This window comes from Salinicola corii (genome assembly GCF_008298015.1).
Classification (GTDB): Bacteria; Pseudomonadota; Gammaproteobacteria; order Pseudomonadales; family Halomonadaceae; genus Salinicola; species Salinicola corii.
Window position 1 is genome coordinate 40,267 of the sequence record NZ_VTPX01000013.1, and the last position, 25,664, is coordinate 65,930.

Sequence of the window (25,664 nt, forward strand, 5' to 3'; positions counted from 1 at the left end):
CGCTAGCACCCGGGAGGCGTCAGTTCCGCCAGTGGCCAGCGGGGGCGGGGCTGCAGGGTCTGGCTATGCTGCCCCGCGATCAGTCGCTGTGCGCCGGCGTAGGCGATCATCGCGCCGTTATCGGTGCAGAAACGCCCGCGTGGGTAGAATGCCCTGGCCCCGAGCTTCGTCAGCGCGATATCGAGCGTCTCGCGCAGGCGTCGATTGGCGCTGACGCCTCCGGCGACGACCAGCCTTGTCCGGCCGCTCTCCTTGAGGGCTCGCCGGCACTTGATGATCAGCGTATCGACGACGGCATCCTCGAAGGCACGGGCGACATCGGCCTGAGCCTGATCGTCGAAGGCGTCCTGCTCGTGAAGCTGACGCAGAGTGGTCAAGGTGTGAGTCTTGAGCCCGGAGAAACTGAAGTCGAGCCCCGGTCGATCGGTCATCGGGCGGGGGAAACGAAAGCGTTCGCTGCGGCCCCGCTCGGCCAGTGCGGCGACCTGCGGGCCGCCGGGGTAGGGTAGCTCGAGCATCTTGGCGACCTTGTCGAAGGCTTCGCCGGCGGCGTCGTCGACGGATTCGCCCAGCAAACGATAGTCGCCCAGGCCGCGCACGTCGACCAGTTGCGTATGTCCACCGGAGACCAGCAGGGCGACGAACGGAAACGCGGGCGCGGTCTCCTCCAGCATCGGTGCCAGCAGATGGCCTTCCATGTGATGCACGCCGAGCACCGGGATGTCGAGTGCGCGCGCCATGCCGTGAGCGGTGCAGGCGCCGACCATCAGTGCGCCGACCAGTCCGGGCCCGGCGGTGTAGGCGATGGCATCCAGGTCTTGCTTGGCCAACTGCGCGTCGGCCAGCACCTGATCGACCAGCGGCAGCAGCTTGCGAGTGTGATCGCGGGAGGCCAGCTCCGGCACCACACCACCGAATTCGGCGTGCAGCGCTACCTGGCTGTAGAGTGCATCGGCCAGCAGCCCGGCATCGGTGTCATAGAGAGCGACGCCGGTTTCGTCGCACGAAGTTTCGATACCCAGCACGCGCATGGTCGAATCATCCGTCGGTGTCGTTGAGGGAAATGCTGAAGCGGAAGGCGCGCTAGTTTACGCCGTCGAAAAGGTATTTGCATTGGTTCGTGGGCGAGACTAGAATGCTCTGCTCTGCAGGACTGGGTCGTGCGCCCTGAAGATCCGGGATGTGGCGTGGCAGACGAGATCGGCGGAAGATTGACCATCTTTCGTGACGCCGTCTGAATCCGCCCGGATCGTCTTCTCGGGTGTGCGTTCAAACCGAACTCAATTCCCAAGGTAGGTGAGTGCTTCATGCCCGCTGTTAAAGTACGTGATAACGAGCCGTTCGACGTCGCACTGCGTCGCTTCAAACGCTCCTGCGAGAAAGCCGGAGTTCTGTCCGAAGTCCGCCGTCGCGAAACTTACGAAAAGCCCACTGCGGTTCGCAAGCGTAAAGCTGCGGCTGCCGTGAAGCGTCACGCCAAGAAGTTGCAGCGTGAACGTAAGCGTTTCGAACGCTTGTATTGATCCGTACTGCGGTGACCTTGGTCACCCAGAGGGACGATCAAACGGCCGCCGCCAAGGTGGCCGTTTGTTTTTACCCCGCCGCCATTCACCGATGTCGGCACATGGGCAGGGCTCTTCTGGCTGGTCTATATTCAAGGGCAGCATAGAGCCTATCTAGCCTTCAGTCCGATTCTCCAGAGCCCCTCGACATGGCCGGACAGATCTCCCAGCGCTTCATCGATGACCTGTTGGCGCGCACCGATATCGTCGATGTGATCTCCGAGCGAGTTCAGCTCAAGAAAAGCGGGCGTAACCACAGCGGTCTCTGCCCGTTTCATCAGGAAAATTCGCCGTCGTTCACGGTGAGTCAGGACAAGCAGTTCTATCACTGCTTTGGTTGCAGCGCTCATGGCAATGCCCTGCGCTTCCTGATGGAGTTCGACAACCTGCGTTTTCCCGAAGCCGTCGAACAGCTGGCTTCCCGTGCGGGAATGCAGGTCGAGCGGGAAGGTGGCGAGGATCCGGGGGCCCGGCAGCGCCAGCAGAAGCGTGAAGAGGGCGTCAACCTGCTGGAACTGGCGTCGCGTTTCTTTCGTGAGCGTCTGGCGCTCGGCGGTGGGCGTCAGGCCCGCCAGTATCTCGACCGCCGCGGCCTGAGTCAGGAGGTCATTCGCGACTTCGGCATTGGCTACGCCGAGGATGAATGGGAGTCGCTCAAGCGCTATCTGCTCGAGCAGGGCATCAGCGAGGCGGTTCAGGTCGAGTACGGACTGCTGGTGCACCGCGAGGAGACCGGGCGCACCTACGACCGTTTTCGCGACCGCGTGGTGTTCCCGATCCGGGACTGGAAAGGACGCACCATCGCTTTTGGCGGGCGGGTGCTGGGCGACGCCAAGCCCAAGTACCTCAACTCGCCGGAGACACCGGTCTTCCACAAGGGGCGCGAACTCTACGGGTTGTTCGAGGCGCGTCAGGCTAACCGGCAACTCTCGCGGATGCTGGTGGTCGAAGGTTACATGGATGTGGTGGCTCTGGCGCAGTTCGGCATACGTAACGCCTGTGCCACCCTGGGCACGGCGCTGACGACCGATCATCTGCAGCGGCTGTTTCGACTGGTGGACGAAGTGGTGTTCTGCTTCGACGGCGACAATGCGGGCCGCCAAGCGGCGCGTCGCTCGTTGCAGACGGCACTGCCGTCGATGATTGACGGTCGTCAGGTCCGCTTCCTGTTCCTGCCTGAGGGAGAGGACCCCGACACCTTGGTACGCCAGGAGGGGAGGGAAGCGTTCGAGGACCGCATCACCTGCGCCAGCCCGCTATCGGAATTCCTGTTCGAACAGGCGGCGGAAGGACGCGATTTGAAGCAGCTCGAAGGCCGAGAGCGTTTTGTCACGGCCGTGCTGGAGGCGCTCAGGCTCCTCCCCGAAGGGGTCCTCAAGTCGTTGCTGGTAAAGGAGTTGTCGACTCGCAGCGGGATCGAGCAGGCGCAGTTTGCCGACTGGTTCGTCAATCACGCTGCGCCCATGCCGCGTCCGGCGGTGACGACGGATGTCACCGGCTACGAGGCGCTGATGATGACAGCGGAGGGCGATGCCGAAGCCACTTCAGACCCGGGCTCGACGGTCGATAATGGTAATAATCGGGTAAGTCGGCACAGGCTGCCGGCAACTCGCTCAGGAACTGCTACGCTTTCTCTGACCATTCCGGCTCGGATATTGCATCTGTTGCTACACGAGCCGGGGTTGGTCGACGGCTTGCCGGAATCGGTCGACTGGTGCCCCACCGAGGTGCCCGATGGGCGGTTATGTCGCGAGGTAGTGCAGTTGCTGCGCGCCGGGCGCTATCGCACTCCTCAGGTGTTGTTGGCTCATTTTCACGGCAGCCCGGATGGGGAGCGGCTCGATCAGTTGGTTCGTCGAGAGCTTGCGATCCCTCGCGATGTGCGAGCCAGCGAGCTGGACAACTGGGTGCGTTATCTCGAGCGCGAGAGTGCGAGATTGACGCCGGTCGAGGAGTACCGGCAATTGCTGGAAAAGAGTCGTCGGCCGGGTGCGCTGAGCGACGCGGAGAAACAGCGATTGCGGGAGTTGATCGGCAAGTTGGCCGAGGGGTCGTGAGTCATGCGGCTCATCGACGGCGACGCGGGTTAATCAAAACAAAAGATCGAGACTGTCGGCAGGGAAGCGTGAAGTGGTCGATCAGCGAGGTTGTCGGCCGAGAGCAGGGTTGAATAGGTTGAATTGGCGGCGATCGCCACCAGATAGGTAACCAAACACACTAGCACACCTGGCGGGAAAGGTAATAGAAGCTGGCAGCAAAAAGCGGGGGCGCGCTATACTAGCCGGCTTTTGGGGCGTCGCGCTGTCACCCCAGGTGCTTCATTCTTCTTCGTCGAGTAGGGTTTCTATGGCTGGAAATGCACAGCAGTCACGTTTGAAGGAGTTGATCGCACGCGGTAAGGAGCAGGGTTTCCTGACTTACGCCGAAGTGAACGATCACCTCCCCGAAGATATCGCCGATCCCGATCAGGTGGAAGACATTATCTCCATGATCAATGACATGGGGATTAACGTCGTTGAGGAGGCACCTGACGAAGATACGCTGATGATGTCCGACGATTCCACCGACGAATCGGCGGCGGAAGAAGCTGTGGCGGCATTGGCAGCGGTGGAGAGCGATGTCGGGCGTACCACCGATCCGGTGCGTATGTACATGCGCGAGATGGGGACGGTGGAGCTGCTGACCCGCGAAGGTGAAATCGAGATCGCCAAGCGAATCGAGGAAGGCCTGCGGGAGGTGATGTCCTCATTGGCCTATCTTCCCGGGGCAGTGGATTCCATCCTCGGCGTTTACGATCAGACCCAGGATGAGGAGGCGCCGGGGCGTCTATCGGACTTGTTCTCCGGTTTCATCGATCCCGACGAAGGGATCCCCGGTGTCGCCGAGGTCGAGATGCCCGAAGAAGTCGAAGCCGATATCGGCGGCGGCGACGATGAAGACGACGACGAAGACAGCGAAGAAGACGATAACTCCAGCGAAGGCGGCCCCGACCCTGAGGAAGCGCGGGTGCGCTTCGAGCAGATTCGCGAGCAGAACGAATCCGCCAAGGCGGCCATCGAGAAGCACGGACGGGGCTCCAAAGAAGCCAACGCCGAGCAGGCACGTCTGGCCGAACTGTTCTCGCCGATCAAGCTCTCGCCGAAGCACTTCGAACGACTGGTCGGTCAGGTTCGGATCAGCGTCGACCAGATTCGTGGTCAGGAAAAGGCGATCATGCAGGTGTTCGTCAAGCAAGGCAAAGTGCCGCGCAAGACGTTTATCAGTTCTTTTCTGGGTAACGAGGCTTCCGGTAGCTGGTTCGACGAATTTGTCGCCAAGCACGGCAAGTACGCCGATCGTCTCGAGCCTTTCCGTGGCGATGTGCAGCGGGCGCAGCGCAAGATCAGTTTCGAGCAGGAGATGGTGCTGCTCAGCGTGGGCCAACTGAAAGAAGTCAATCGTCGTCTTTCCATCGGCGAAGCCAAGGCGCGGCGTGCCAAGAAGGAGATGGTCGAGGCCAACCTCCGCCTGGTCATATCGATCGCCAAGAAGTACACCAACCGCGGCCTGCAGTTCCTGGACCTGATCCAGGAGGGCAATATCGGCCTGATGAAGGCGGTGGACAAGTTCGAGTATCGTCGTGGCTACAAGTTCTCGACCTATGCCACTTGGTGGATTCGGCAGGCGATCACTCGCTCCATTGCCGACCAGGCGCGTACCATTCGTATCCCGGTACACATGATCGAAACCATCAACAAGCTTAATCGCGTGTCGCGTCAGATGTTGCAGGAAATGGGCCGCGAGCCAACCCCGGAAGAGTTGGGCGAGCGCCTCGAGATGCCGGAAGACAAGGTTCGCAAGGTGCTCAAGATTGCCAAGGAGCCGATCTCCATGGAGACGCCGATTGGCGACGACGAGGACTCGCATCTCGGCGACTTCATCGAGGACAGCACCATGGTGCTGCCGATCGACTCCGCTACCGGCGAAGGTCTGATCGAAGCGACTCGCAACGTGCTCGGCGGCCTGACCGCCCGCGAAGCCAAGGTGCTGCGCATGCGCTTCGGCATCGACATGAATACCGATCACACGCTGGAAGAGGTCGGCAAGCAGTTCGACGTCACCCGCGAGCGTATTCGTCAGATCGAAGCCAAGGCGCTGCGCAAACTGCGTCATCCTTCACGCTCCGAGCCGCTGCGTTCGTTCCTCGACGAGTAAGCGCGCGAAGCGCTATCGCGAAGCCCTATCGCGGGCACGAACGACGAGCCCCGCCGACCGAGAGGTTGGCGGGGCTTTGTTTTATCTCGGGTAACAGTGGGGCGCGATAAGCTGAGTCGAGAACCTCACTGTCGAGCATCTTCAGTGGCTCAGCGTCGTACTGACGAGGGGGCTTAACGCTCGCCCCCTCGCCGCTCCCCCTCTCATTGACGCCACAGACCTGCGAAACCCTGAACACTGAATCGATCAACTCGGGTCGGCGCAAAAGGGCATCCTGCCCAACGCGCCTCTTGCGACATCCATGTCGCAAGCCCCGGTTGAACGATTCATCGCTCAGCGCCGGCCTGAATAGGCGTCGCTGGGTGGCGGAATCGAAATGAGTCGTTTACTCAAGATTCGTCGTCCCCGGATAGCTTCGCCGCACGGCTTGCCTGCAGCGTGCGCGTCATCAAGGCGCGCAGGGCGGCCGGGCGGACTGGCTTGAGCAGGATCTGGTAGCCGCCACGCTTGATCTCCTCGGCGACCTCCTCGGTGCGGTCGGCGGTGATGACGATGCCGGGAACCGCCTGTTCGCAGAGCTCCTCCAGTGCCTCCAGCGCCATCATGCCGGTGACTTCGTTGTCGAGATGGTAATCCGCCAGGATCGCGTCCGGGTCGCCCCCCATGTTGCGGATTGCCGATTTGGCGCCGCCGATCGACGTGGCGGTGTAGACCTCGCACTCCCAGCCCTCGAGCATTGCTTTCATCCCCTCAAGAATCAGTCGCTCGTTGTCGATGCAAAGAATGCGGGTGCCCGCAAGCTTGTTGCTGACCCGCTTGGTGGATGCTACCTCTTCCGGCTTGACGGCGCCTCGGCGGTCGGCGACCAGCGGCACGGAGACCGAGAACACCGTGCCTGCGCCCACCCATGAACGCACGCGGATCGGATGCTCGAGGACCCGGCTCATGCGTTCGGCGATCGACAGGCCCAGGCCCAGACCGCGTTCGCTCTCCTTGTGGCGCGACGCCTGGTCGAGGCGCCGGAACTCCTGGAAGATTTCGCTCAGCTTGGACTCCGGGATGCCGGGGCCGGTATCCCACACTTCGATCGCCACGCGATCGCCGCGGCGCCGGCAGCCCAGCAGAACGCGGCCATGCTGGGTATAGCGCAGCGCGTTGGAAAGGAAGTTCTGCACGATGCGACGTAGCATCTGGGCGTCGCTGTCGACCCAGCGGTCGGTCGTGACCATGTCCAGATCGAGGCCGCGATCGTCTGCCATGACTTCGAATTCCGCGCGTAGCGGCTGCAGGATATCGGCCAGCGGAAACTGGCTGCGGCGCGGGGTGAGTGCGCCCGCATCGAGCTTGGAGATGTCGAGCAGCGTGCCCAGCAACTCCTCGGCGGCCTGCAGGGAGTTGTCGATGTGGCCTATGGTGCGCCCGTGGTCGGCGTCCACGATCTGCTGGCCGAGTGCGGAGGTGAAGAGTCGCGCGGCGTTCAGCGGCTGCAGCAGGTCGTGACTGGCTGCGGCGAGGAAGCGGGTCTTGGAGGCATTGGCATCCTCGGCGGTCTGCTTGGCCTGGCGTAGCGCCTGCTCGGCCTCGGCACGGACCCGGTTCTCCTGGCGTAGCGCCGCGTTGGCCTCGGACAGCGCCTGGGTGCGCTCGCGCACTCGCTCCTCCAGGTTTTCGTTGGTCTCGCGCAGGGCGATCTCGGCCAGCCGGCGTTCGGTGATGTCCTGGTAGAGGGCGAAGAAGCCGAGAATTCGCCCGCCTTCGCCGAAATGGGGGGTATAGGTCACCAGCATGTAGCGGACGCCACCGTCGCCATCGTCGAGCGAGATCTCGAAGGTGACCCGCTCGCCGCGCAATGCTCGCCGCATCCAGGGTGTTCGCTGGCGCGCCGTCTGCGGCGGCAGCACGTTCTCCGCCCGCTCCCCGATCACCGCGTTGCGATCGATCCCCATGGCCGCTTCGTAGGCGCGGTTGGTGAAGAGATAGCGGCACTCTTTGTCGAAGTAGGCTATCAGCGCCGGCACGTTGTCGGTGTAGATGCGAATGTTGCTCTCGGAGCGAATCAGCGCTTCCTCGGTACGCTTCTGCTGGGTGATGTCCTGATAGGTGTAGACGAACCCGCCGCCCGGCATCGGGTTGCCCAGTACCTCCAGCACCGAACCGTCGGGGCGGTAGCGTTCGTAGCGATGGGGCTGGCCGCTGCGGATGTTCTCGATCAGCTGTTCGACGTGTTCCTCCGGATCTCCCGGGCCGTATTCGCCGTTGTGGGCGTTGTAACGGAACACCTTCTCCATTGGCGTGCCGACCCGGATCAGGTTGTCCGGGAAACGGAAGATCTCCAGATAGCGCTGGTTCCACACCACCAGATTGAGATTCTGGTCGACCACCCCGATGCCCTGGTTGATGTTCTCGATGGTCGCCTGCAGCAGGGCGCGATTGAACTCCAGTACCTGCGAGGCTTCGTCGACGATCGATATGACATCCGAAATCCCGATACCGCGGCCCTGGAGCGCTGAGTTGACCACGATTCGCGATGACGATGCACCGAGCACTGACGCCAGCAGGCGCTCGGTGAACTGAATGACGTCGATCGAAGCCCGGGTGTTGTTATCCACCGGTTTGGCGTTACGCCGGGCGTAGTCGTCGAAGGCCCGCTCGACCTGCGACTTGCCCAGGAACCGTTCGCACAGCACCTTGAGGTCGCCCATGGTGGTCGCCCCGGTCCAGGGGCGGTTGACCGTAGTCTGTCGAGTCTCGATGCTGTCGACGAACAGCGAGGCCTGGATACGCTCGACGACCCGCTGTGGGGTCAACTGCGAGATGAAGATATAGAAGAACAGATTGAAGCCCAGCGACAGCATAGCGCCGTGGGCGAAGCTGTCGGTGACGTTGAGGCCGAACAGGTGCAGCGGTGATAGCCACTCCAGTCTCAGCGGGCCGCCCACCAGCCAGGCTTCCGGTAGCAGATTGGCCTGGATCAGCGCCGGCATCAACAGCGTGTAGGCCCAGATCGCGAAACCGACGTTGAGTCCGGTCACCACGCCCAGGCGATTGCCGCGCTTCCAGTAGAGTCCGCCCAGCACCGCTGGCGCGAACTGCGCGATGGCGGCGAGGGAGAGCAGGCCGGTGGCGGCGAGCGAGCTGTATTCGGCGACCAACTGATAAAAGAGATAGGCCAGGGCGAGAATGACGACGATGGTGAGTCGTCGGGCGCGCAGTACCAGACGGCCGTAGTCGCGAGGCTTCTTTTCGAACCAGCGCAGCCGGAACAGCGCCGGCAGCAGGATCTCGTTGGAGATCATGATGGCGTTGGAGACGACTGCCATGATCACCATGCCGGTCGCCGCCGAGAGGCCGCCGACGAAGGTCATCATCGCCAGCCACGGCTGGTCTGCGACGATCGGTAGCGCGAGTACGTAGCTGTCCGGGGCCAGATCTTCGCCGGCGAACAGCGAGAGTCCCGCCGCGGCCAGCGGCAGCACGAAGAAGCCGATGGCGATTAGGTAGATCGGGAACAGCCAGCGCGCCCGCTTGGCATCGTCGGTATGGGTGTTCTCGACCACCGTGATGTGAAATTGACGAGGCAGACAGAAGACCGCCAGCATCGCCAGCAATGTCTGAGTCCAGAAGCTGGTGTCGAAGTTCTGCTCGGTAAGCTGCTGCTGCAATTTCAGGTAGGTGTCGGCACGCGTCAGCAGTTCGCCGAGGCCATCGAACATGCCCCAGGTGACATAGGCGCCCAGGACCAGAAAGACCAGCAGCTTGACGACCGACTCGAAGGCGATGGCTTGGATCAGCCCTTCATGGTGCTCGGTGGCGTTGGTATCCCGGGTGCCGAAGAGAATCGCGAACGCCGCCATGAAAATGGTGATGTAGAAGGCCGTGTCGTCAACGATCGGTGCTTTCACTGCGTGGCCGTCGCTGGTCATGACCCGGAACGCGGTGGAAACCGCCTTCAGCTGCAACGCGATGTACGGCAGCGTGCCGATCAGCGCGATCAGGCTGGCGAACGCCGCCAGTGACTGCGATTTGCCGTAGCGGGACGCGATGAAGTCGGCGATCGAGGTCACGTTCTGTCGCTTGGCGACGCGGATCATCTTGGTGATCACTGGCCAGAACAGCAGGAAGGCGAGCACGGGGCCGACGAAAATGCTGGCGAACGACCAGCCTGAGGTCGCAGCCTGACCCACGCTGCCGTAGAAGGTCCAGGAGGTGCAGTAGACCGCCAGCGCCAGGCTGTAGACGATCGGCCGACGGCTCGCCGGGCCATGTCGTCTGGCATGGCGATCCCCTCGCCAGGCAATCGCGAACAGCGTGGCCACGTAGAGCAGTGCCACGATGATCAACAATCCGCCTTCAAACATGAACTCTCTCCCTTGGTCTGCGGCCATTCTAGGGCAACCTCGGCCCGGCGGGCAGCCACGACCCCGCGCGCCGTGGCAGTGCTGCAGCGTGTTCGTGTTACATCAGCGCTTGAAGCATACCGTCTCGAGTTGCGGGTCGTCGTCCGCAAGGCGACGCAGACGGTCGATATCGGGCCGGCGGCTATCGCCGACGAGCGGAACCCGCTCGCGGGTACTGCAGTTGACCAGGTACGCCTGATGGGTCAGCACGTCGCGATACTGCATTTCGAAACGATAGAGAACGAACTCGACGAGGCGCTCGCCGTCGGCTCGTGATGTCACCAGCTTGTCGCGATCCACCACGCTGAACGCCGTGGTCAGCGGATAGAGATAGGTCCACGGGCGCCACACCATCCGGCCCTTCTCGGTCGATACCACCGCCGCCGACTCGGGCAACTGCTGGCGCTTGGATTCATACCAGCCGTACTCGTAGCTGATCTGGTAGGTCAGCAGGCCCAGTCCCGCGCAGGCGGGAATGATCCAGCGAGGCAGGCGCCCACCGCTGAGAGAACGCAACAACAGCGCTATGCCGGCGGCGCCCACGCCAGCCGAGGCCGCCGCGACCAAATGCCATATCATGGTGATTCCTTGCGCAAAGAATCGGGCTTCCCGCTGGGAAGCCCGATTCGATTGAAACCCGTCAACCTGGTTGATCAGGATGGCATTGTCGCCTAGTGATCGATCGCGACACCAGCCCCCTTGGGGTAGCGTACGCTTTCCACCAGGTCCTGGATCTCCTGCGGCGGCTCCTCGGTGACGCTGGACACCATGTAGGCCACGGCGAAGTTGAGGATCGCGCCTACGGCGCCGATGGATAGCGGCGAAATGCCCAGCACCCAGTTGGCTTCGGTGTCCGGCAGGTTGTTGGTATCGGGAATGAAGAACCAGCCCTTGTAGACGAAGATGTATACCAGGGTGAAGATCAGGCCCGAGAGCATGCCGGCGATTGCCCCCTTGTTGTTGATGCGCTTGGAGAAGATTCCCATCATTAGCGCGGGGAACAGCGAGGCGGCGGCGATACCGAAGGCCAGTGCCACGACCTGGGCGGCGAACCCGGGAGGATTGACGCCGAGATAGGTCGCGACCACGATCGCCACGGACATCGAGATACGCGCTGCCCGCAGTTCGCCCTTCTCGGTGATCTTCGGATTGATCGCCCCCTTGATCAGGTCATGACTGATCGCCGAAGAGATCGCCAGCAACAGGCCTGCCGCGGTGGATAGCGCTGCAGCCAGGCCCCCCGCCGCGATCAGGCCGACCACCCAGCCGGGCAGGTTGGCGATTTCGGGGTTGGCCAGCACCAGGATGTCGTTGCTGACCTCCAGTTCGTTGCCCTGCCAGCCGCGGTCGGAGAAGTCGGCGGCGTCGTTGTAGAGCTGGATCCTGCCGTCGTCGTTCTTGTCGTCGAAGGAGATCAGCCCGGTCTCCTCCCAGGTGCGAATCCAGTCAGGACGGTCTGCATAGGCGATGGGATTGGCGGCGGCATCCTCGTAGTTCTCGACCTGGGCGGCCATGTCCGGGTAGATGGTGGTCACCAGGTTGAGGCGGGCCATCGAGGCCACGGCCGGCGCCGTCAGGTAGAGCAGGCCGATGAACACCAGTGCCCAGCCGGCGGACCAGCGCGCGTCGGCGACCTTGGGCACGGTGAAGAAGCGCATGATCACGTGCGGCAGCCCAGCAGTACCGATCATCAGCGATAGCGTGAACAGCACCATGTTCAGCTTGTTGTCGACCATCGCCGTGTATTCATTGAAACCCAGCGCGGTAACGACCTCGTTGAGCTTGGCCAATAGCGGCTCGCCGGAGGCGCTGTGATCGGAGAACAGGCCGAGCGGCGGTATCGGGTTGTCGGTCAACTCAAGCGAGATGAATACCGCCGGAATGGTGTAGGCGACGATCAGCACGATGTACTGAGCCACCTGGGTGTAGGTGATGCCCTTCATTCCCCCCAGGACCGAATAGAAGAACACGACGATGGCGGCGATGATGAGGCCGGTGGTCGCGTCGACCTCCAGGAAGCGCGAGAAGGCCACCCCGGCACCGGCCATCTGACCAATGACGTAGGTGAGCGAGGCCACGATCAGGCAGATCACCGCGACCATGCGCGCCGACTTGCTGTAAAAACGGTCGCCGATAAATTCAGGGACGGTGAACTTGCCGAACTTGCGCAGGTAGGGGGCCAACAGCAGGGCCAGCAGGACATAGCCACCGGTCCAGCCCATTAGAAAGGTGGAGGCGCCATAACCTGCCGAGGCGATGATTCCCGCCATGGAAATGAACGAGGCGGCGGACATCCAGTCAGCGCCGATCGCCATACCGTTGGTGATCGGGTGGACACCGCCGCCAGCGACGTAGAAGTCCCTGGTCGAACCGGCCTTGGCCCAGATCGCAATGCCGATGTAGATGGCAAAAGAGCCGCCGACGAAGAGAACGTTGATTGCAAATTGACTCATGCCGGCTTACTCCCCGAGACCGAATTTTTTGTCCAGCCGGTTCATCTTCCAGGCATAGAAGAAGATCAAGCCGATGAAGGCCAGGATGGAACCCTGTTGCGCGAACCAGAAACCCAGGTCGGTACCGCCGACCGGTATGCCGGCGAGCAAGGGGCGTAACAGGATGGCGCAGCCATAGGAGACCAGCGCCCAGACGATCAGGCAGCCGGTTATCAGGCGAAGATTCGCCTTCCAATAGGCAGCAGCTTTGGATTTGTCATCTGCCATATTATCGTGCTCCGCGTTATTGAGGGTGAGAAGTGGCTCTTCGTTTATGTGTATTCGGCAAAACAATCGCTCATCTACAAACCACATTTATCCTGAGTGATTCACCTGTGTATGAATTTTGCGCTGGAAGGGTCGCCCGATCGGCGCTTTTCGATCACACGTCGTATAGCGACTAAAGTTGCACTTTGTTTGAACTATTGGTCTTTGGCGAGATGCATTCCCGGCATGTGATTGCCCTGAATCCTTGATAGCAATATTGGTTAATGAAAACAAGATGTTGAATACCCTACCTTAGTATCGGAAAAGCGGCAGTTGTCATTCGTGTATGGTTAGCCAGTTAAATATGAGTCAGGGGTGGAACCGAGACGCATGCTGGTATCCAGGAACGAAAGTCTGTGTGTGAGTGTAATAATGGTATCGAGTCTGGGCGGCAGTTATAGATCGATGGTTTGCGTCTTTGTAATTTCACGAATCATGACCGTAAAACTCAATAGTCGTTGTCATCAAGTTGACTTGGGACCAAAAATCGGTCGCGATATGAAGATTACCGGAATAGAGTGATGCCAAAGGCCATTGATAGTGAATTTTTTCCTAGACTTCGACTTCATGGCGCCTTTTTGCAGGGGGAAATTAACTTGGCCGAGACGACAGTACGAGCGGACTGTCGCGAGGCACCCCGGCCTGGCCGGCTAAGCCTCGAGTCGTGCCTTCACCATCACTCGGGGTGTTCGCCGCAAGGTATCCGACGATGGTGCGGCGCCGTTGCGACGGGGACCGCCTGATGGTCGACATCGATCTTTCTCAGTTGCCTTTTACGCTGCTCGACGACATTGGGCGTGAGCGTGTGCTGCGTGGCGTCGATCTGATCTATTTCGATAGCGACGCGGTCATCCTCGAAGCCGGCCAGCCAGGCGAGTTCGTCTACATCATTCACAAGGGCGAAGTCGCAGAGTTCGATCCTCACGCGCCGATTAGCCAGTCGCGCATCGCCCACTACACGGCAGGCGACCTGTTCGGGGCCATCAGCATCCTCGACGGCAGCAGCCGTTATCGCTTCAAGGTGGAGCAGGAGAGTCTCTGCTATGTGATACCCAGGGCGTTGTTCCTGCGCCTCTGCGACGATTATTCGACTTTCGCCGAATTCTTCCGTCGCGGGCTGGCGCAAAAGACCCGACTACTGGCCGAGCGCCGCATCGAAAGTGGCGTGAACATGGCGGGCTTTATGCTCGCACGGGTCAGCGAATGCATGCGGGCGCCGTTGATCGTCGACGCGGCCACCACTATCGCCGCGGCCGTCTCCCGGCTCAACGAGAGCCATGCCGATAGTCTGCTGGTCGGCAAGGGCGGTCGCTTCGGCGTGGTGACCAAAACCGATCTGCTCAATGCCTTGGTCATGGAAGGCGCGACGCAGGCGCGACCTGTCATCGCCATCGCTCACTTCGAGCTGGTTTCCACCGGTCCCGATCAGTATCTGTTCGAAGCGCTGGTACAGATGACCCGACATCAAGTGGCCAGGGTGGTGGTGGTCGAACGGGATCGGCTGGTCGGCGTGGTCGAGTTGACCGACGTGCTCAGCTATTTCTCGAGCCGCTCCTACATGGTAGGCCTAGAGCTCGAACAGGCCGACACTCTCGAGGCACTGGCTCGTGCCAGCGCGCGGCTGCCGGCGCTGGTCCAGGGAATGATGACCCAGGGGATCAAGCTCCGCTTCGTCATGGATCTGCTCGCGGCTCTCAACGGTCGTATCGTAGACAAGGCTTTCCAGTTTCTTGTCGCTCCCCGCTGCCGCGCCCAGAGTTGTCTACTGGTCATGGGTAGCGAAGGCCGTGGTGAGCAGATACTCAAGACCGATCAGGACAACGCCCTGATCGTCGCCGACGATAGCGATTGGCCCGATCGCGCGATCGTCATGCAGAGATTCACCGAAACGCTCCATACGCTGGGCTATCCGCTTTGCCCGGGCAATATCATGGTTTCGAACCCTGCCTGGGTCGACAACGAGAGCGGTTGGCGGCGGAAGATTACACGCTGGGCCGAACGTCGCGACGGCGCGTCGTTGATGAACCTCGCGATCATGCTGGATGCTCGCGGTGTGGCCGGCGATACCCGTCTGCTGGAGCGCCTGCGCGAGCATCTCTTCGCCAACTGCTCTCGAGACGAACTGCTGCTTTCCTACCTGGCTAGGGCTGCACTGCATTTCGCCGCACCGTTGACTCTGTTCGGCACGCTCAGGAAGCCCAGGCACGGTATCGACATCAAGAAGGGCGGCATCTTCCCGATCGTGCACGGGGTGCGCACCTTGGCTCTGGAGTGTCGTATCGGCGAGACATCGACGTCGGCCCGGCTGGAGGTACTCGTCGAACAGGGGCGGCTGGAATCGGAGTTTGCCGCGGATCTCGGCGAGGCGCTGGCGCTATTCATCGAATTGCGGCTCAAGCAACAACTGACCCACCTCGACGGACGGCAGAACAGCGAAGAGCCCAACCTGGTCGTGGTTCAGAATCTGTCCTCGCTGGAGCGCGACCTGCTGCGCCAGGCGCTGCATATCGTCAAGGATTTCCAGCAACGTCTGACGCACCGGTTTCATCTCGAATACTGACGAGGCCGCGATGATACGTTCGCTACGCCGTACGCTAGACCGCCGACGTCAAGCCGATGGCCGCCATGGCTGGCTGTTCGACCCCTACACGGGCGACGAGATGGTGGCTATCGACTGCGAGACCACCGGACTCGACACCAGGACCGCCGAACTGGTCTCCATTGCCGCGGTACGCATCAAGGGCGAGCGGGTGCTGACCAGCGACTCGCTGGATCTGCGCCTCCAGCCGCCGGCCAGCCTGCGCGGGGACTCTATCAAGATTCATCGGATGCGCGGCGTCGACCTGGAAGATGGCGACGCGCTGGAGGCGGCGCTGGAAAAGTTTCTCGATTTCGTTGGCAACCGTCCGCTGCTGGGGTGGTGCATCGATTACGACCTGGCGGTGCTGGACCGCCAGTTGCGGCCTCTATTCGCCTTCGGCCTGCCCAACGTCTGCATCGACATGGCGCGGCTCTATCTGCGAGAACTGCACCGGACGCAGCCGCAGATGTCGCCAACGGTGGATTTCGAGAGCGTCGCCGAGGCGCTCAACGTGCCGGTGATGGGTCGCCACACCGCCCTTGGCGATGCGGTGACCACCGCCTTGATGTACATACGCCTGAAGAAGGGTGCGTTGACGGCACGCTAGAGGTTGGAGCATCGCAACTCGCTGGGCGCAGTGATAGCATGAGCGCGCCTTCATACCCATCTGTGTCGCCCGACCCATGCAAGCATCCATTGATACCCGGAAGTACGAATTCAACAAGCTGCAGAAGCGCCTGCGCCGTCAGGTCGGCAATGCGATCATCGACTACGGCATGATCCATGAAGGTGACAAGGTGATGGTGTGCCTGTCTGGCGGCAAGGACTCCTACACCATGCTGGAGATCCTGATGAGCCTGCAGCGCAACGCGCCGGTGAACTTCGATCTGGTTGCGGTCAATCTCGACCAGAAGCAGCCGGGCTTTCCGGAGCACGTGCTGCCCGAATACCTCGACGCCAAGGGCGTGGATTACCACATCCTGGAGCGCGACACCTATTCGGTGGTCAAGGAGAAGACGCCCGAGGGCAAGACGACCTGCGCGCTCTGCTCGCGTCTGCGGCGTGGTTCGCTCTACGGTTTCGCGGAGGAGATCGGGGCGACCAAGGTGGCGCTGGGGCATCACCGCGAAGACATCCTCGAGACGCTTTTCCTCAACATGTTCTTCGGTGGCTCGCTGAAGGCGATGCCGCCCAAGCTGCTCTCGGATGACGGCAGGAACATCGTCATTCGTCCGCTGGCGTACTGTCGTGAAGCCGATATCGCCGAATTCTCGCGACAGATGGGGTTTCCGATCATCCCCTGCAACCTGTGTGGCTCGCAGCCCAACATGCAGCGCCAGGTGGTCAAGGAGATGTTGGCGGAGTGGGAAGCCAAGCATCCCGGGCGACTGGAAACCATGTTCAAGGCGCTGACCAACGTCGCGCCGTCCCAACTGGCGGATCGCAGTCTGTTCGATTTCGAGGGACTGGAAGCCAAACAGCGGCGGATGCAGGAGACGCGGATCGACGCGTTCGACCTGCTCACCCGCGAGGCCTGATCGAGCACGGAGTTCCAGAGGCACGCCGGGCGATGTCCGGCGGGCCTTTGGCGTTCTAGCCCAGCGGGCCGCCCAGAATCGTCTTGCGCATCCCCGCCATGATGTGACTGCCATCTTCTGCGGCCAGCTCGGCGTACCACGCCCGGGTGGCGGCGGGCTCGGCGCCGTGCGTGGTCTCGGCGCGTTTGCGGGCGCGGCTGACGATCTCCCCGACACGCTCGGCGCGAGCCTCGTCGTAGGCTTTCAGAGCTTTCGCCACGTCGCCTCCGGCGCTATCCAGCGCTCGCGCCAGCACCCAGGCATCCTCCATCGCCTGGCAGCCGCCCTGGCCCAGATCTGGAGCCATGCCGTGGGCGGCATCCCCGAGAATCGCCGCGTGCTCGCCGATCAGCGTCTCCAGCGGTTCGATGTCGTGGATCTCGACGCGGGCCATGGCAGCGGGGTCGAACCGGTCGAGCAAACGCTGGACCGGTTCAGCCCAGCCGGCGAAGTGTCGTGAAAGCTCCTTCCGGTAACTCGACGGGACGTTGGGTGTGTCGGCCGGTAGCGGCACGTCGAAGAAGCAGTAGAACTCCGGCGTGGCCGGGTCGCCGCTCATCGGCATCATCGATACGCGCTGATGATCGCCGACGTACTGCACCCAATGATCGAGCGGCGCCAGGTCGGGCGTTGCCGCGACGCGCACGTTCCAGTTGACGTAGCCGCAGTAGCGTCGTCGAACGGGCCTGCCCAGCGCACGTTCGCGCAGCTTCGAGTGCGTGCCGTCGGCGATCACGATCAGATCGGTCTGGCGGGTCGAGCCGTCGGAGAATTCGGCGGTGACGCCGCCGCCATCGGTCGTCTCGAAATCGGTGCAGGCCAGGCCGAGGGTGACGTTGTCCTGGCCGACCGCATCCAGCAGCAGCGATTGCAGTGTCGCGCGCGTGATCGGGCAGGCACGCTGCCCGACCTCGTCGTAAAGCGGCTGGAGGCTGAAGCGGGTCAAGGGCTTGCCGCTCTTGTCGAGATACGCCATCTCGTTCATGCGACCGCTAGCCTGTTCCACGGCATCGCCCACGCCCAGCGCCTTGAGGACCTTGACGCCGTTGGACCACACCGAGATGGCAGCGCCCACCGGACGAAGGTTGGCGACACGGTCGAAGACCTCGACCCGATGGCCGGCCTGTTGAAGTGCCAGCGCGGCGGTGAGCCCGCCCATGCCGGCGCCGACGACGAGTACGTTCAGCGTCATTGGAGTGTCCTGTGTTGTTGTTGGCGTTGATCGGTAGAAGGTCGGGATAAAACCTGACCGATCGATCAGATTTCATATCCTACGCAAAAAAGATATCCGGTGGGAATGGTACGCGAACCTCGCTGCGTTCGATTACGCTGTTGCGATTCCCAAGAACCGAACAGGGAGGCATCGATGGCCAAGCAGGCGGTACCGCCGACACTCGACATTCAGGATAGCGAACGGTTGCGTGTCGCGCTGAGCCGTGGCGACGGTTCGCGTCACGAGACAGCCCTCGGCAGCGTAACCGTCGAAGGCAAGGCGACTGGTGCGCGGCTGGTGCTCTGCCACGGCGCGGGGGGCGGGCACGAATCGACGTTCCTGACCGAATTGCGCCAGCGTCTGGCTGCCAGCGGCATTCAGGTGGTGGCGCTGGAGTTCGCTTACATGGCAACCGCGCGACGGGAGGGGCGTCGTCGCCCGCCGCCGAAGATCGATACCCTGATGGCGGAACTGACCGAGTGGCGCCGGGTGCTGATGGAGCTCGACGACGGGATGCCGCTCTGGCTCGGCGGGAAGTCGATGGGCGGCCGCGTTGCTAGCCTGCTGGCGACCCGGATCGCCCTGGCGGGGCTGGTCCTGTTCGGATACCCGTTCCATCCCCCCGGCAAGCCTACCCGTTTACGACTCGAACACTGGCCGCAGATTGCCTGTCCCGTGCTGCTGTTCCAGGGAACCCGCGACCCTTTCGGACGGCGTGACGAGGTCGAAGGGTATGAGCTGCCGGTGCAGGTCGAGTGCCACTTCATGGACGGCGGAGACCATGACTGGCAGGTGCCCAAACGTTGTGCGCACACGCAGTCGACATTGATCGACGAAGCTACCGGCCACGTGGCGCGGCGGCTCGGCGCAAGTGGATGATCCGGATGGAGAAAAGCGCGATGAAAAGCTGTTGACTTTCAACCGGTCACAGGTAGAATGCAGCGCCACGTGACCACGGGTGGTTAGCTCAGTTGGGAGAGCACCAGCCTTACAAGCTGGGGGTCACAGGTTCGAACCCTGTACCACCCACCACTGCGTTTTCGTAGTGCTCGGTTTCACGTGTTGCAAGTCGCAGTTGGAAAACGCGGACCGGTAGTTCAGTTGGTTAGAATGCCGGCCTGTCACGCCGGAGGTCGCGGGTTCGAGTCCCGTCCGGTCCGCCATTTCCGTCGACATCGCACGCCGCAAGGTTTGCAGTGTCACCCGCCAGTCGCGTAGTTGGTATCGTTGGTCTGCGTTTCGACTCAAACCCCCGATGCATCGAGTGGACCGGTAGTTCAGTCGGTTAGAATGCCGGCCTGTCACGCCGGAGGTCGCGAGTTCGAGTCTCGTCCGGTCCGCCACGCTTCGCCCTGGTATAGTTTGACGTCGTCTGGGTGGTTAGCTCAGCTGGTTAGAGCACCAGCCTCACATGCTGGGGGTCACAGGTTCGAGTCCTGTACCACCCACCACAGCGGACCGGTAGTTCAGTTGGTTAGAATGCCGGCCTGTCACGCCGGAGGTCGCGGGTTCGAGTCCCGTCCGGTCCGCCATCGACGTCTTCTGCTTCAATCATTATCTCTCCGCTGCCCCGTTTCACAATGGACCTCCTGGGTGGTGAGCTTTCCCCTCGCCCGATTCCATTCGCTTTCTCTGCTTGCCGTTGATTCATTGCTAAACCGTCCGTTCCGATGCACCGGTGGAGAAGATACCGCTTTGGTGGAATGGCTCTCGTCGCGGTTTTCGTTACACTGGTCCTCATACGCGCGTTTGAAACTGCTGCCGGCGGTGTGCGCCTCGACATGAGTGGATCCGATTCGTGACGCGTTTTCCCAATCTCTTTCGTCCTTTGCAAGTTGGCTCGCTAACGCTGCGCAACCGCGTGGTGATGGGGTCGATGCATACCAACCTGGAAGAAGCACCGAACGGTTTCGAGCGTCTGGCGGCGTTCTACGCGGAAAGGGCACGTCATGGGGTGGGGTTGATCGTCACCGGTGGCATTTCGCCCAACCCCGAGGGGGCGGTCTTTCAGGGCGCCGCCAAGCTCACCGACGAGGCCGAAGCCGAGCAGCATCGCCCGGTGGTGGAAGCTGTCCACGCACACGGCGCGCATATCTGCCTGCAGATTCTGCACGCGGGCCGCTATGCCTACTCCCCGGATCTGGTGGCGCCCTCGGCGATCGCCGCACCGATCAATCGGTTCGTGCCGCGGGCATTGAGTGGCGACGAGGTCGAACGCCAGATCGACGACTTCGTGCGCTGCGCCAGGTTGGCGCAGCGCGCGGGGTACGACGGCGTCGAGATCATGGGCTCGGAAGGTTACCTGATCAATCAGTTCCTGTGCCGCCGTACCAACCATCGCGATGACGCCTGGGGTGGCGACGCGCGGCATCGCAGCCGGTTCGCGCTCGAGATCGTGCGCCGGGTCCGTGAAGCCTGCGGCACGGGTTTTCTGTTGATCTTCCGACTGTCGATGATCGATCTGGTCGAGGATGGCAGTACCCGTGACGAGATCGTGGCGCTGGCGCTGGCGGTCGAGCAAGCCGGGGCGGATGTGATCAACAGCGGGATCGGCTGGCACGAGGCGCGGGTGCCGACCATCGTGACCAGCGTGCCGCGCGCCGCCTTCGTGGTCGTCGGCCGGGCGGCGCGCGAGGCGGTCTCGATACCGCTGATCGCGACCAACCGTATCAACATGCCGGCGGTGGCGGAGACCGTACTGGCCGGCGGGCATGCCGACCTGGTCTCTATGGCGCGCCCCTTTCTGGCCGATCCGGCATGGGTGACCAAGGCCGAGCAGGGGCGGGTCGACGAGATCAATACCTGCATCGCCTGCAATCAGGCCTGTCTCGATCACACCTTCAAGGGCAAGCTGACCTCCTGCCTGGTCAACCCGCGCGCCTGTCACGAGACGGAACTGACGCTGTCGCCGGCCGCGACTTCCAAGCGGGTCGCCGTGGTCGGAGCGGGCCCGGCGGGGCTGGCCGCGGCCACGGCCTGCTCCGAACGCGGGCATCGAGTGACGCTGTTCGAGCGTGATCCGGAGATCGGCGGCCAGTTCCGGTTGGCACAGCGCATACCCGGGAAGGAGGAGTTCGCCGAGACGCTGCGTTACTTCGCGACCCGGTTGGCGCTGCTTGGCGTGGAGCTGCGCCTCAACGCGGAAGCCGGGGTCCAGCAGTTGCAGGATTTCGACGAGATCGTCATCGCCACCGGCGTCAGGCCCCGCGAACTCGAACTGGAGGGGATCGATCACCCCAGCGTGATCTCCTATCCCATGGCGATCCAGCATCCGGAGCGCGTCGGCCGTCGGGTCGCGATCATCGGCGCCGGCGGGATCGGCTTCGATGTGGCGGAGCTGCTCTCCCACGCCGAGCAGCCGGCACTGGATCCCGAACGCTGGTGCGACGAATGGGGCGTGGATCTGAGCGTCGAACGCCCCGGCGGTCTGAAGGCGCGGCTGCCGCCTGCCGTGCCGCGCCAGATCACCCTGTTGCAACGCAAGACCGGAAAGCCAGGCGCCGGGCTCGGCGTCACCACCGGCTGGGTGCATCGGGCGGCGCTGCGGGCGCGTCAGGTCGAGACGCTGTCGGGATGCACCTACCACCGAGTGGATGACGCTGGGTTGCATGTCAGTGTCGATGGTGAGCCCCGCTCGCTGGCGGTCGATACCGTCGTGATCTGCGCCGGGCAGGAGTCGCAGCAGGCGCTTTACGAGGCGATGCAGGGATTTGGCGTGGGGGTTCACCGTATCGGCGGAGCCGAGCGCGCCGCGGAGATCGATGCCAAGCGGGCCATCGACCAGGGAGTGCGGCTGGCAGCGACCTTGTGAGCGCGAGCCGGGTTTGCGTTGAGTCAGCGTGAATGGCCGGGTCCCGCACGCTGCCGATAGGCAAGAGCAGATGTTAGACTCGGGCGTTCACCAGTGAGCGCGAGCCGGGCGACGGCGACCCCGTCGCTGACTGGGTCGCGCTTCTTGTTATTCAGGCTGCCATGGTTTCGACCGTCATGCCTGACCCTCGGAAAACGCGGACTCTGCACGCCGTGACCGGCCCGAGTCGCTTTTCTCGATGGAGGGATCGTACAAGGACCCCCAGATGACATCCGATTGTAGCCCTCGCTATCTGGCGAGCGACAACACTTCCGGCATCTGCCCGGAAGCCCTCGATTACCTGATCCGGGCAAACGCCAGCGACGATCTCGCCTACGGCAACGATGCCTGGACCCATCGCGCCGCGGATCGTTTCCGCGAGCTTTTCGATTACGACTGCGACGTCTTCTTCGTCTTCAACGGTACGGCCGCCAATTCGCTCTCGCTGGCGGCGCTGGGGCAGAGCTACCACAGCGTGATCTGCCACGAACTGGCCCATATCGAGACCGACGAGTGCGGCGGGCCGGAGTTTTTCTCCAACGGCTCCAAGTTGCTGACCAGCCCCGGTGAAAACGGCAAGCTGACGCCCGAGGGGATCGAGCGTCTCGTGGTCAAGCGTAACGATATCCACTATCCCAAGCCGCGGGTGGTCTCGATCACTCAGGCCACCGAAGTGGGGACGGTCTATTCCCGCGAGGAGCTGCTGGCGATTCGTACCGTCGCCGACAAGTACGATCTGCGCGTGCACATGGATGGCGCGCGCTTCGCCAATGCCTGCAGTGCGCTGGATGCCTCGCCTGCCGAGCTGACCTGGCAGGCCGGCGTCGATGTGCTCTGCTTTTCCGGCACCAAGAATGGCTTGCCGATGGGCGAGGCGATCCTGTTCTTCAACAAGGAGCTGGCCGAGGATTTCGCCTATCGCTGCAAGCAGGCGGGACAGTTGGCTTCCAAGATGCGTTTCATCGCCGCGCCCTGGCTGGGCCTGCTGGAATCCGGTGCCTGGCGGCGCAATGCCGATCACGCCAACGCCATGGCTCGCTATCTCGCCGACGGCCTGGCATCGCTTCCCGGCGCGTCGCTGATGTTTCCGACCCAGGCCAACAGCGTATTCGTGAGCCTACCGGAACCGGTCATCTCCCAACTGCGCGCCCAGGGCTGGACTTTCTATACTTTCATCGGGGCTGGTGGGGCACGTTTCGTCTGCTCCTGGAACACGACCTCCGAGCTGCTCGATCAACTGCTGGCTGACGCTCGCGCCGCCTTCGACGCACCCTGACGGGTACCGGCGCCCGATCCCCTCGGGCGCCGATCGGGCCTCGCCATGCCCGCGATGAACCGCGAGCGAATTTGTCCCGACTTTTCTATGAGTTACAGATGCCTGCGGTAACCGACGCATTTTGTCGATGCAAATTCCCCGTGCATCGAAACCGGATCGTGGTAGCGTGTTCTAAAGCGTGTATTTCGACGCTGCGTTGAAAAGACTCGCAAAATGGGTCTTCCCGACGCTTCGTGCATCTGTCTATGCTGATAGTCAGCTAGCCCGGCTGGCAGGGCGTTCGCCCTGAGCGGTTGGGGGTCACGACCAGGAGGCTTCCATGAGCATCTTCGATCACGTGCAGAGCCGTTACGAGCAGGTTCAACAGGAAGAGATGAGCCTGCAGGAATATCTAGAGCTGTGCCGGAAGGATCCCCGTGTCTACGCCAACGCTGCCGAGCGGATGCTGGACGCCATCGGGGAGCCCGAAACGATCGATACGGCCAAGGACTCTCGCCTGTCGCGTATCTTTTCCAACAAGGTCATTCGTCGCTATCCCGCCTTTGCCGAGTTCTACGGCATGGAAGAGTCGATCGAGCAGATCGTCGCCTACTTTCGTCACGCCGCCCAGGGGCTCGAGGAGCGCAAGCAGATCCTCTATCTGCTGGGGCCGGTCGGTGGTGGCAAGTCGTCGCTTGCCGAACGCCTGAAGCTGCTGATGGAGCGCGTCCCGTTCTATGCGATCAAGGATTCGCCAGTCTACGAATCACCGTTGGGGCTGTTCTCCCCGGAAGAGGATGGCGAACTGCTCGAGAAGGAGTACAACATCCCGCAGCGCCATCTACGCGGCCCGATGTCGCCCTGGGCGGCTAAGCGACTCAAGGAGTATGGTGGTGACCTGTCGCAGTTCCGGGTGGTGCGCCTGCATCCCTCGCGCCTCAACCAGATCGCGGTCTCCAAGACCGAGCCCGGGGACGAGAACAATCAGGACATCTCGTCGCTGGTGGGCAAGGTCGATATCCGCCAACTGGAGCTCTATTCCCAGGACGATCCGGACGCCTACAGCTTCTCCGGTGGCCTGTGCAAGGCCAACCAGGGGCTGATGGAGTTCGTCGAGATGTTCAAGGCGCCGATCAAGGTGCTGCATCCGCTGCTGACGGCTACCCAGGAAGGCAACTACAACCCCACCGAGGGCATGGGCGCGATCCCTTTCGGCGGTATCATCATGGCCCACTCCAACGAGAGCGAGTGGCAGCAGTTTCGCAACAACCGTAACAACGAGGCGTTCCTCGACCGTGTCTATATCGTCAAGGTACCTTACTGCCTGCGTGTTTCCGAAGAGATCAAAATCTACCAGAAGCTGCTCGAGCACTCCTCGCTCGACGAGGCGCCTTGCGCGCCGGATACGTTGCGCATGCTGGCGCAGTTCTCGGTGCTTTCGCGACTCAAGGAGCCGGAGAATTCCAGCATCTATTCCAAGATGCGCGTCTATGACGGCGAGAACCTGAAGGATACCGATCCCAAGGCCAAGTCGATTCAAGAGTATCGTGATGCCGCCGGCGTTGACGAAGGGATGAACGGGCTCTCCACACGGTTCGCGTTCAAGATCCTCTCCAAGGTGTTCAACTTCGACGCTCACGAGATCGCTGCCAATCCGGTGCATCTGCTCTACGTGCTGGAGCAGGCGCTGGAGCGCGAGCAGTTGCCGAAGGAGACCCACGAGCGCTACCTGCGTTTCATCAAGGAGTACCTGGCGCCGCGCTACGTCGACTTCATCGGCAAGGAGATCCAGACCGCCTATCTCGAGTCCTACACCGAATATGGCCAGAACATCTTCGACCGCTATGTCACCTATGCCGATTTCTGGATCCAGGACCAGGAGTACCGCGACCCGGAGACCGGCGAGCTGTTCGACCGGCAGTCGCTCAACGAGGATCTCGAGAAGATCGAGAAGCCGGCCGGCATCTCGAATCCCAAGGATTTCCGTCATGAGGTGGTCAACTTCGTGCTGCGGGCGCGGGCGCACAACAATGGCATGAACCCCAGCTGGCAGTCGTACGAAAAACTCCGCGGGGTGATCGAGCACAAGATGTTCGCCAACACCGAGGAGCTGCTGCCGGTGATCTCGTTCAACGCCAAGGCGTCGGCGTCCGATCAGCGCAAGCATGAGGATTTCGTCGATCGCATGGTGCAGCGCGGTTACACCGAGAAGCAAGTGCGGCTGCTGTCGGAATGGTATTTGCGGGTGCGCAAGTCGCACTGAACGATCTTAAGTC

16 protein-coding genes and 5 tRNA genes are annotated in these 25,664 nt (G+C 62.2%); 15 read left to right on the top strand and 6 right to left on the bottom strand.

What is annotated here, in order from left to right; translation table 11 throughout:
- Window positions 1–2: 2 nt before the first annotated feature.
- A complete protein-coding gene (tsaD, locus tag F0A16_RS18020; RefSeq protein WP_149436832.1) occupies window positions 3–1,031 on the bottom strand; it encodes a tRNA (adenosine(37)-N6)-threonylcarbamoyltransferase complex transferase subunit TsaD in 1,029 nt (342 codons plus the stop codon).
- A gap of 276 nt (window positions 1,032–1,307) precedes the next feature.
- On the opposite strand from tsaD, the gene rpsU reads away from it, so the two are divergent.
- The 3 genes from rpsU (at window position 1,308) to rpoD (ending at window position 5,756) form a co-directional block, all read left to right on the top strand.
- Complete coding sequence (gene rpsU, locus F0A16_RS18025; protein ID WP_075560838.1) at window positions 1,308–1,523, top strand: 30S ribosomal protein S21; 216 nt, start codon at window positions 1,308–1,310, stop codon at window positions 1,521–1,523.
- Window positions 1,524–1,711: 188 nt separating this feature from the next.
- Window positions 1,712–3,619, top strand: coding sequence for a DNA primase (dnaG, locus tag F0A16_RS18030; protein ID WP_149436834.1), 1,908 nt, complete (start codon window positions 1,712–1,714; stop codon window positions 3,617–3,619).
- Window positions 3,620–3,875: 256 nt separating this feature from the next.
- On the top strand, window positions 3,876–5,756 hold the full coding sequence (rpoD, locus tag F0A16_RS18035) for an RNA polymerase sigma factor RpoD (protein WP_275401766.1): 1,881 nt from the start codon (window positions 3,876–3,878) through the stop codon (window positions 5,754–5,756).
- Between the two features lie 389 nt (window positions 5,757–6,145).
- Here the strand turns inward: rpoD and F0A16_RS18040 are convergent, their stop codons facing one another.
- The 4 genes from F0A16_RS18040 to F0A16_RS18055 form a co-directional block, all read right to left on the bottom strand.
- Window positions 6,146–10,114 carry a hybrid sensor histidine kinase/response regulator gene (locus F0A16_RS18040; RefSeq protein WP_149436838.1) on the bottom strand — a complete coding sequence of 1,323 codons (3,969 nt, stop codon included), beginning with the start codon at window positions 10,112–10,114 and terminating at the stop codon, window positions 6,146–6,148.
- A gap of 102 nt (window positions 10,115–10,216) precedes the next feature.
- Window positions 10,217–10,732, bottom strand: coding sequence for a hypothetical protein (locus tag F0A16_RS18045; protein ID WP_149436840.1), 516 nt, complete (start codon window positions 10,730–10,732; stop codon window positions 10,217–10,219).
- Between the two features lie 92 nt (window positions 10,733–10,824).
- Window positions 10,825–12,606: a sodium:solute symporter family protein gene (locus F0A16_RS18050; protein WP_149436841.1), complete on the bottom strand. Its 1,782-nt coding sequence runs from the start codon at window positions 12,604–12,606 to the stop codon at window positions 10,825–10,827.
- Between the two features lie 6 nt (window positions 12,607–12,612).
- The gene (locus F0A16_RS18055) at window positions 12,613–12,873 is read right to left on the bottom strand and encodes a DUF4212 domain-containing protein (RefSeq protein ID WP_149436843.1); all 261 of its coding nucleotides are present in this window, start codon (window positions 12,871–12,873) and stop codon (window positions 12,613–12,615) included.
- Window positions 12,874–13,654: 781 nt separating this feature from the next.
- On the opposite strand from F0A16_RS18055, the gene F0A16_RS18060 reads away from it, so the two are divergent.
- The 3 genes from F0A16_RS18060 (at window position 13,655) to ttcA (ending at window position 17,031) form a co-directional block, all read left to right on the top strand.
- On the top strand, window positions 13,655–15,472 hold the full coding sequence (locus tag F0A16_RS18060; RefSeq protein ID WP_149436908.1) for a DUF294 nucleotidyltransferase-like domain-containing protein: 1,818 nt from the start codon (window positions 13,655–13,657) through the stop codon (window positions 15,470–15,472).
- A 10-nt stretch (window positions 15,473–15,482) separates the two neighbouring features.
- A complete protein-coding gene (locus F0A16_RS18065; protein WP_149436845.1) occupies window positions 15,483–16,100 on the top strand; it encodes a 3'-5' exonuclease in 618 nt (205 codons plus the stop codon).
- Window positions 16,101–16,176: 76 nt separating this feature from the next.
- Complete coding sequence (ttcA, locus tag F0A16_RS18070; protein ID WP_149436847.1) at window positions 16,177–17,031, top strand: tRNA 2-thiocytidine(32) synthetase TtcA; 855 nt, start codon at window positions 16,177–16,179, stop codon at window positions 17,029–17,031.
- Between the two features lie 55 nt (window positions 17,032–17,086).
- Here ttcA and hpxO read toward each other — a convergent pair whose 3' ends face one another.
- On the bottom strand, window positions 17,087–18,262 hold the full coding sequence (gene hpxO / locus F0A16_RS18075; protein ID WP_149436849.1) for an FAD-dependent urate hydroxylase HpxO: 1,176 nt from the start codon (window positions 18,260–18,262) through the stop codon (window positions 17,087–17,089).
- A gap of 174 nt (window positions 18,263–18,436) precedes the next feature.
- Here hpxO and F0A16_RS18080 point away from each other — a divergent pair, with 174 nt between their 5' ends.
- From F0A16_RS18080 to F0A16_RS18120, 9 genes are all read left to right on the top strand, one after another.
- Complete coding sequence (locus tag F0A16_RS18080; RefSeq protein WP_187776071.1) at window positions 18,437–19,162, top strand: alpha/beta family hydrolase; 726 nt, start codon at window positions 18,437–18,439, stop codon at window positions 19,160–19,162.
- 77 nt (window positions 19,163–19,239) lie between these two features.
- Window positions 19,240–19,315: transfer RNA gene (locus tag F0A16_RS18085), tRNA-Val, on the top strand.
- 54 nt (window positions 19,316–19,369) lie between these two features.
- A tRNA-Asp gene (locus F0A16_RS18090) sits at window positions 19,370–19,446 on the top strand.
- A 103-nt stretch (window positions 19,447–19,549) separates the two neighbouring features.
- A tRNA-Asp gene (locus F0A16_RS18095) sits at window positions 19,550–19,626 on the top strand.
- 31 nt (window positions 19,627–19,657) lie between these two features.
- Window positions 19,658–19,734: transfer RNA gene (locus tag F0A16_RS18100), tRNA-Val, on the top strand.
- Window positions 19,735–19,738: 4 nt separating this feature from the next.
- Window positions 19,739–19,815, top strand: a tRNA-Asp gene (locus tag F0A16_RS18105).
- Window positions 19,816–20,081: 266 nt separating this feature from the next.
- On the top strand, window positions 20,082–22,094 hold the full coding sequence (locus tag F0A16_RS18110; RefSeq protein WP_149436854.1) for an NADPH-dependent 2,4-dienoyl-CoA reductase: 2,013 nt from the start codon (window positions 20,082–20,084) through the stop codon (window positions 22,092–22,094).
- A 265-nt stretch (window positions 22,095–22,359) separates the two neighbouring features.
- The gene (locus tag F0A16_RS18115) at window positions 22,360–23,409 is read left to right on the top strand and encodes a threonine aldolase family protein (protein ID WP_149436856.1); all 1,050 of its coding nucleotides are present in this window, start codon (window positions 22,360–22,362) and stop codon (window positions 23,407–23,409) included.
- A 319-nt stretch (window positions 23,410–23,728) separates the two neighbouring features.
- Window positions 23,729–25,651, top strand: coding sequence for a PrkA family serine protein kinase (locus F0A16_RS18120; RefSeq protein ID WP_149436858.1), 1,923 nt, complete (start codon window positions 23,729–23,731; stop codon window positions 25,649–25,651).
- Window positions 25,652–25,664: the final 13 nt, after the last annotated feature.

Coding starts and splice junctions, on each gene's coding strand:
- tsaD (WP_149436832.1), bottom strand. CDS start 1,031: ATGCGCGTGCTGGGTATCGAAACTTCGTGCGACGAAACCGGCGTCGCT.
- rpsU (WP_075560838.1), top strand. CDS start 1,308: ATGCCCGCTGTTAAAGTACGTGATAACGAGCCGTTCGACGTCGCACTG.
- dnaG (WP_149436834.1), top strand. CDS start 1,712: ATGGCCGGACAGATCTCCCAGCGCTTCATCGATGACCTGTTGGCGCGC.
- F0A16_RS18040 (WP_149436838.1), bottom strand. CDS start 10,114: ATGTTTGAAGGCGGATTGTTGATCATCGTGGCACTGCTCTACGTGGCC.
- F0A16_RS18045 (WP_149436840.1), bottom strand. CDS start 10,732: ATGATATGGCATTTGGTCGCGGCGGCCTCGGCTGGCGTGGGCGCCGCC.
- F0A16_RS18050 (WP_149436841.1), bottom strand. CDS start 12,606: ATGAGTCAATTTGCAATCAACGTTCTCTTCGTCGGCGGCTCTTTTGCC.
- F0A16_RS18055 (WP_149436843.1), bottom strand. CDS start 12,873: ATGGCAGATGACAAATCCAAAGCTGCTGCCTATTGGAAGGCGAATCTT.
- F0A16_RS18060 (WP_149436908.1), top strand. CDS start 13,655: ATGGTCGACATCGATCTTTCTCAGTTGCCTTTTACGCTGCTCGACGAC.
- F0A16_RS18065 (WP_149436845.1), top strand. CDS start 15,483: ATGATACGTTCGCTACGCCGTACGCTAGACCGCCGACGTCAAGCCGAT.
- ttcA (WP_149436847.1), top strand. CDS start 16,177: ATGCAAGCATCCATTGATACCCGGAAGTACGAATTCAACAAGCTGCAG.
- hpxO (WP_149436849.1), bottom strand. CDS start 18,262: ATGACGCTGAACGTACTCGTCGTCGGCGCCGGCATGGGCGGGCTCACC.
- F0A16_RS18080 (WP_187776071.1), top strand. CDS start 18,437: ATGGCCAAGCAGGCGGTACCGCCGACACTCGACATTCAGGATAGCGAA.
- F0A16_RS18115 (WP_149436856.1), top strand. CDS start 22,360: ATGACATCCGATTGTAGCCCTCGCTATCTGGCGAGCGACAACACTTCC.
- F0A16_RS18120 (WP_149436858.1), top strand. CDS start 23,729: ATGAGCATCTTCGATCACGTGCAGAGCCGTTACGAGCAGGTTCAACAG.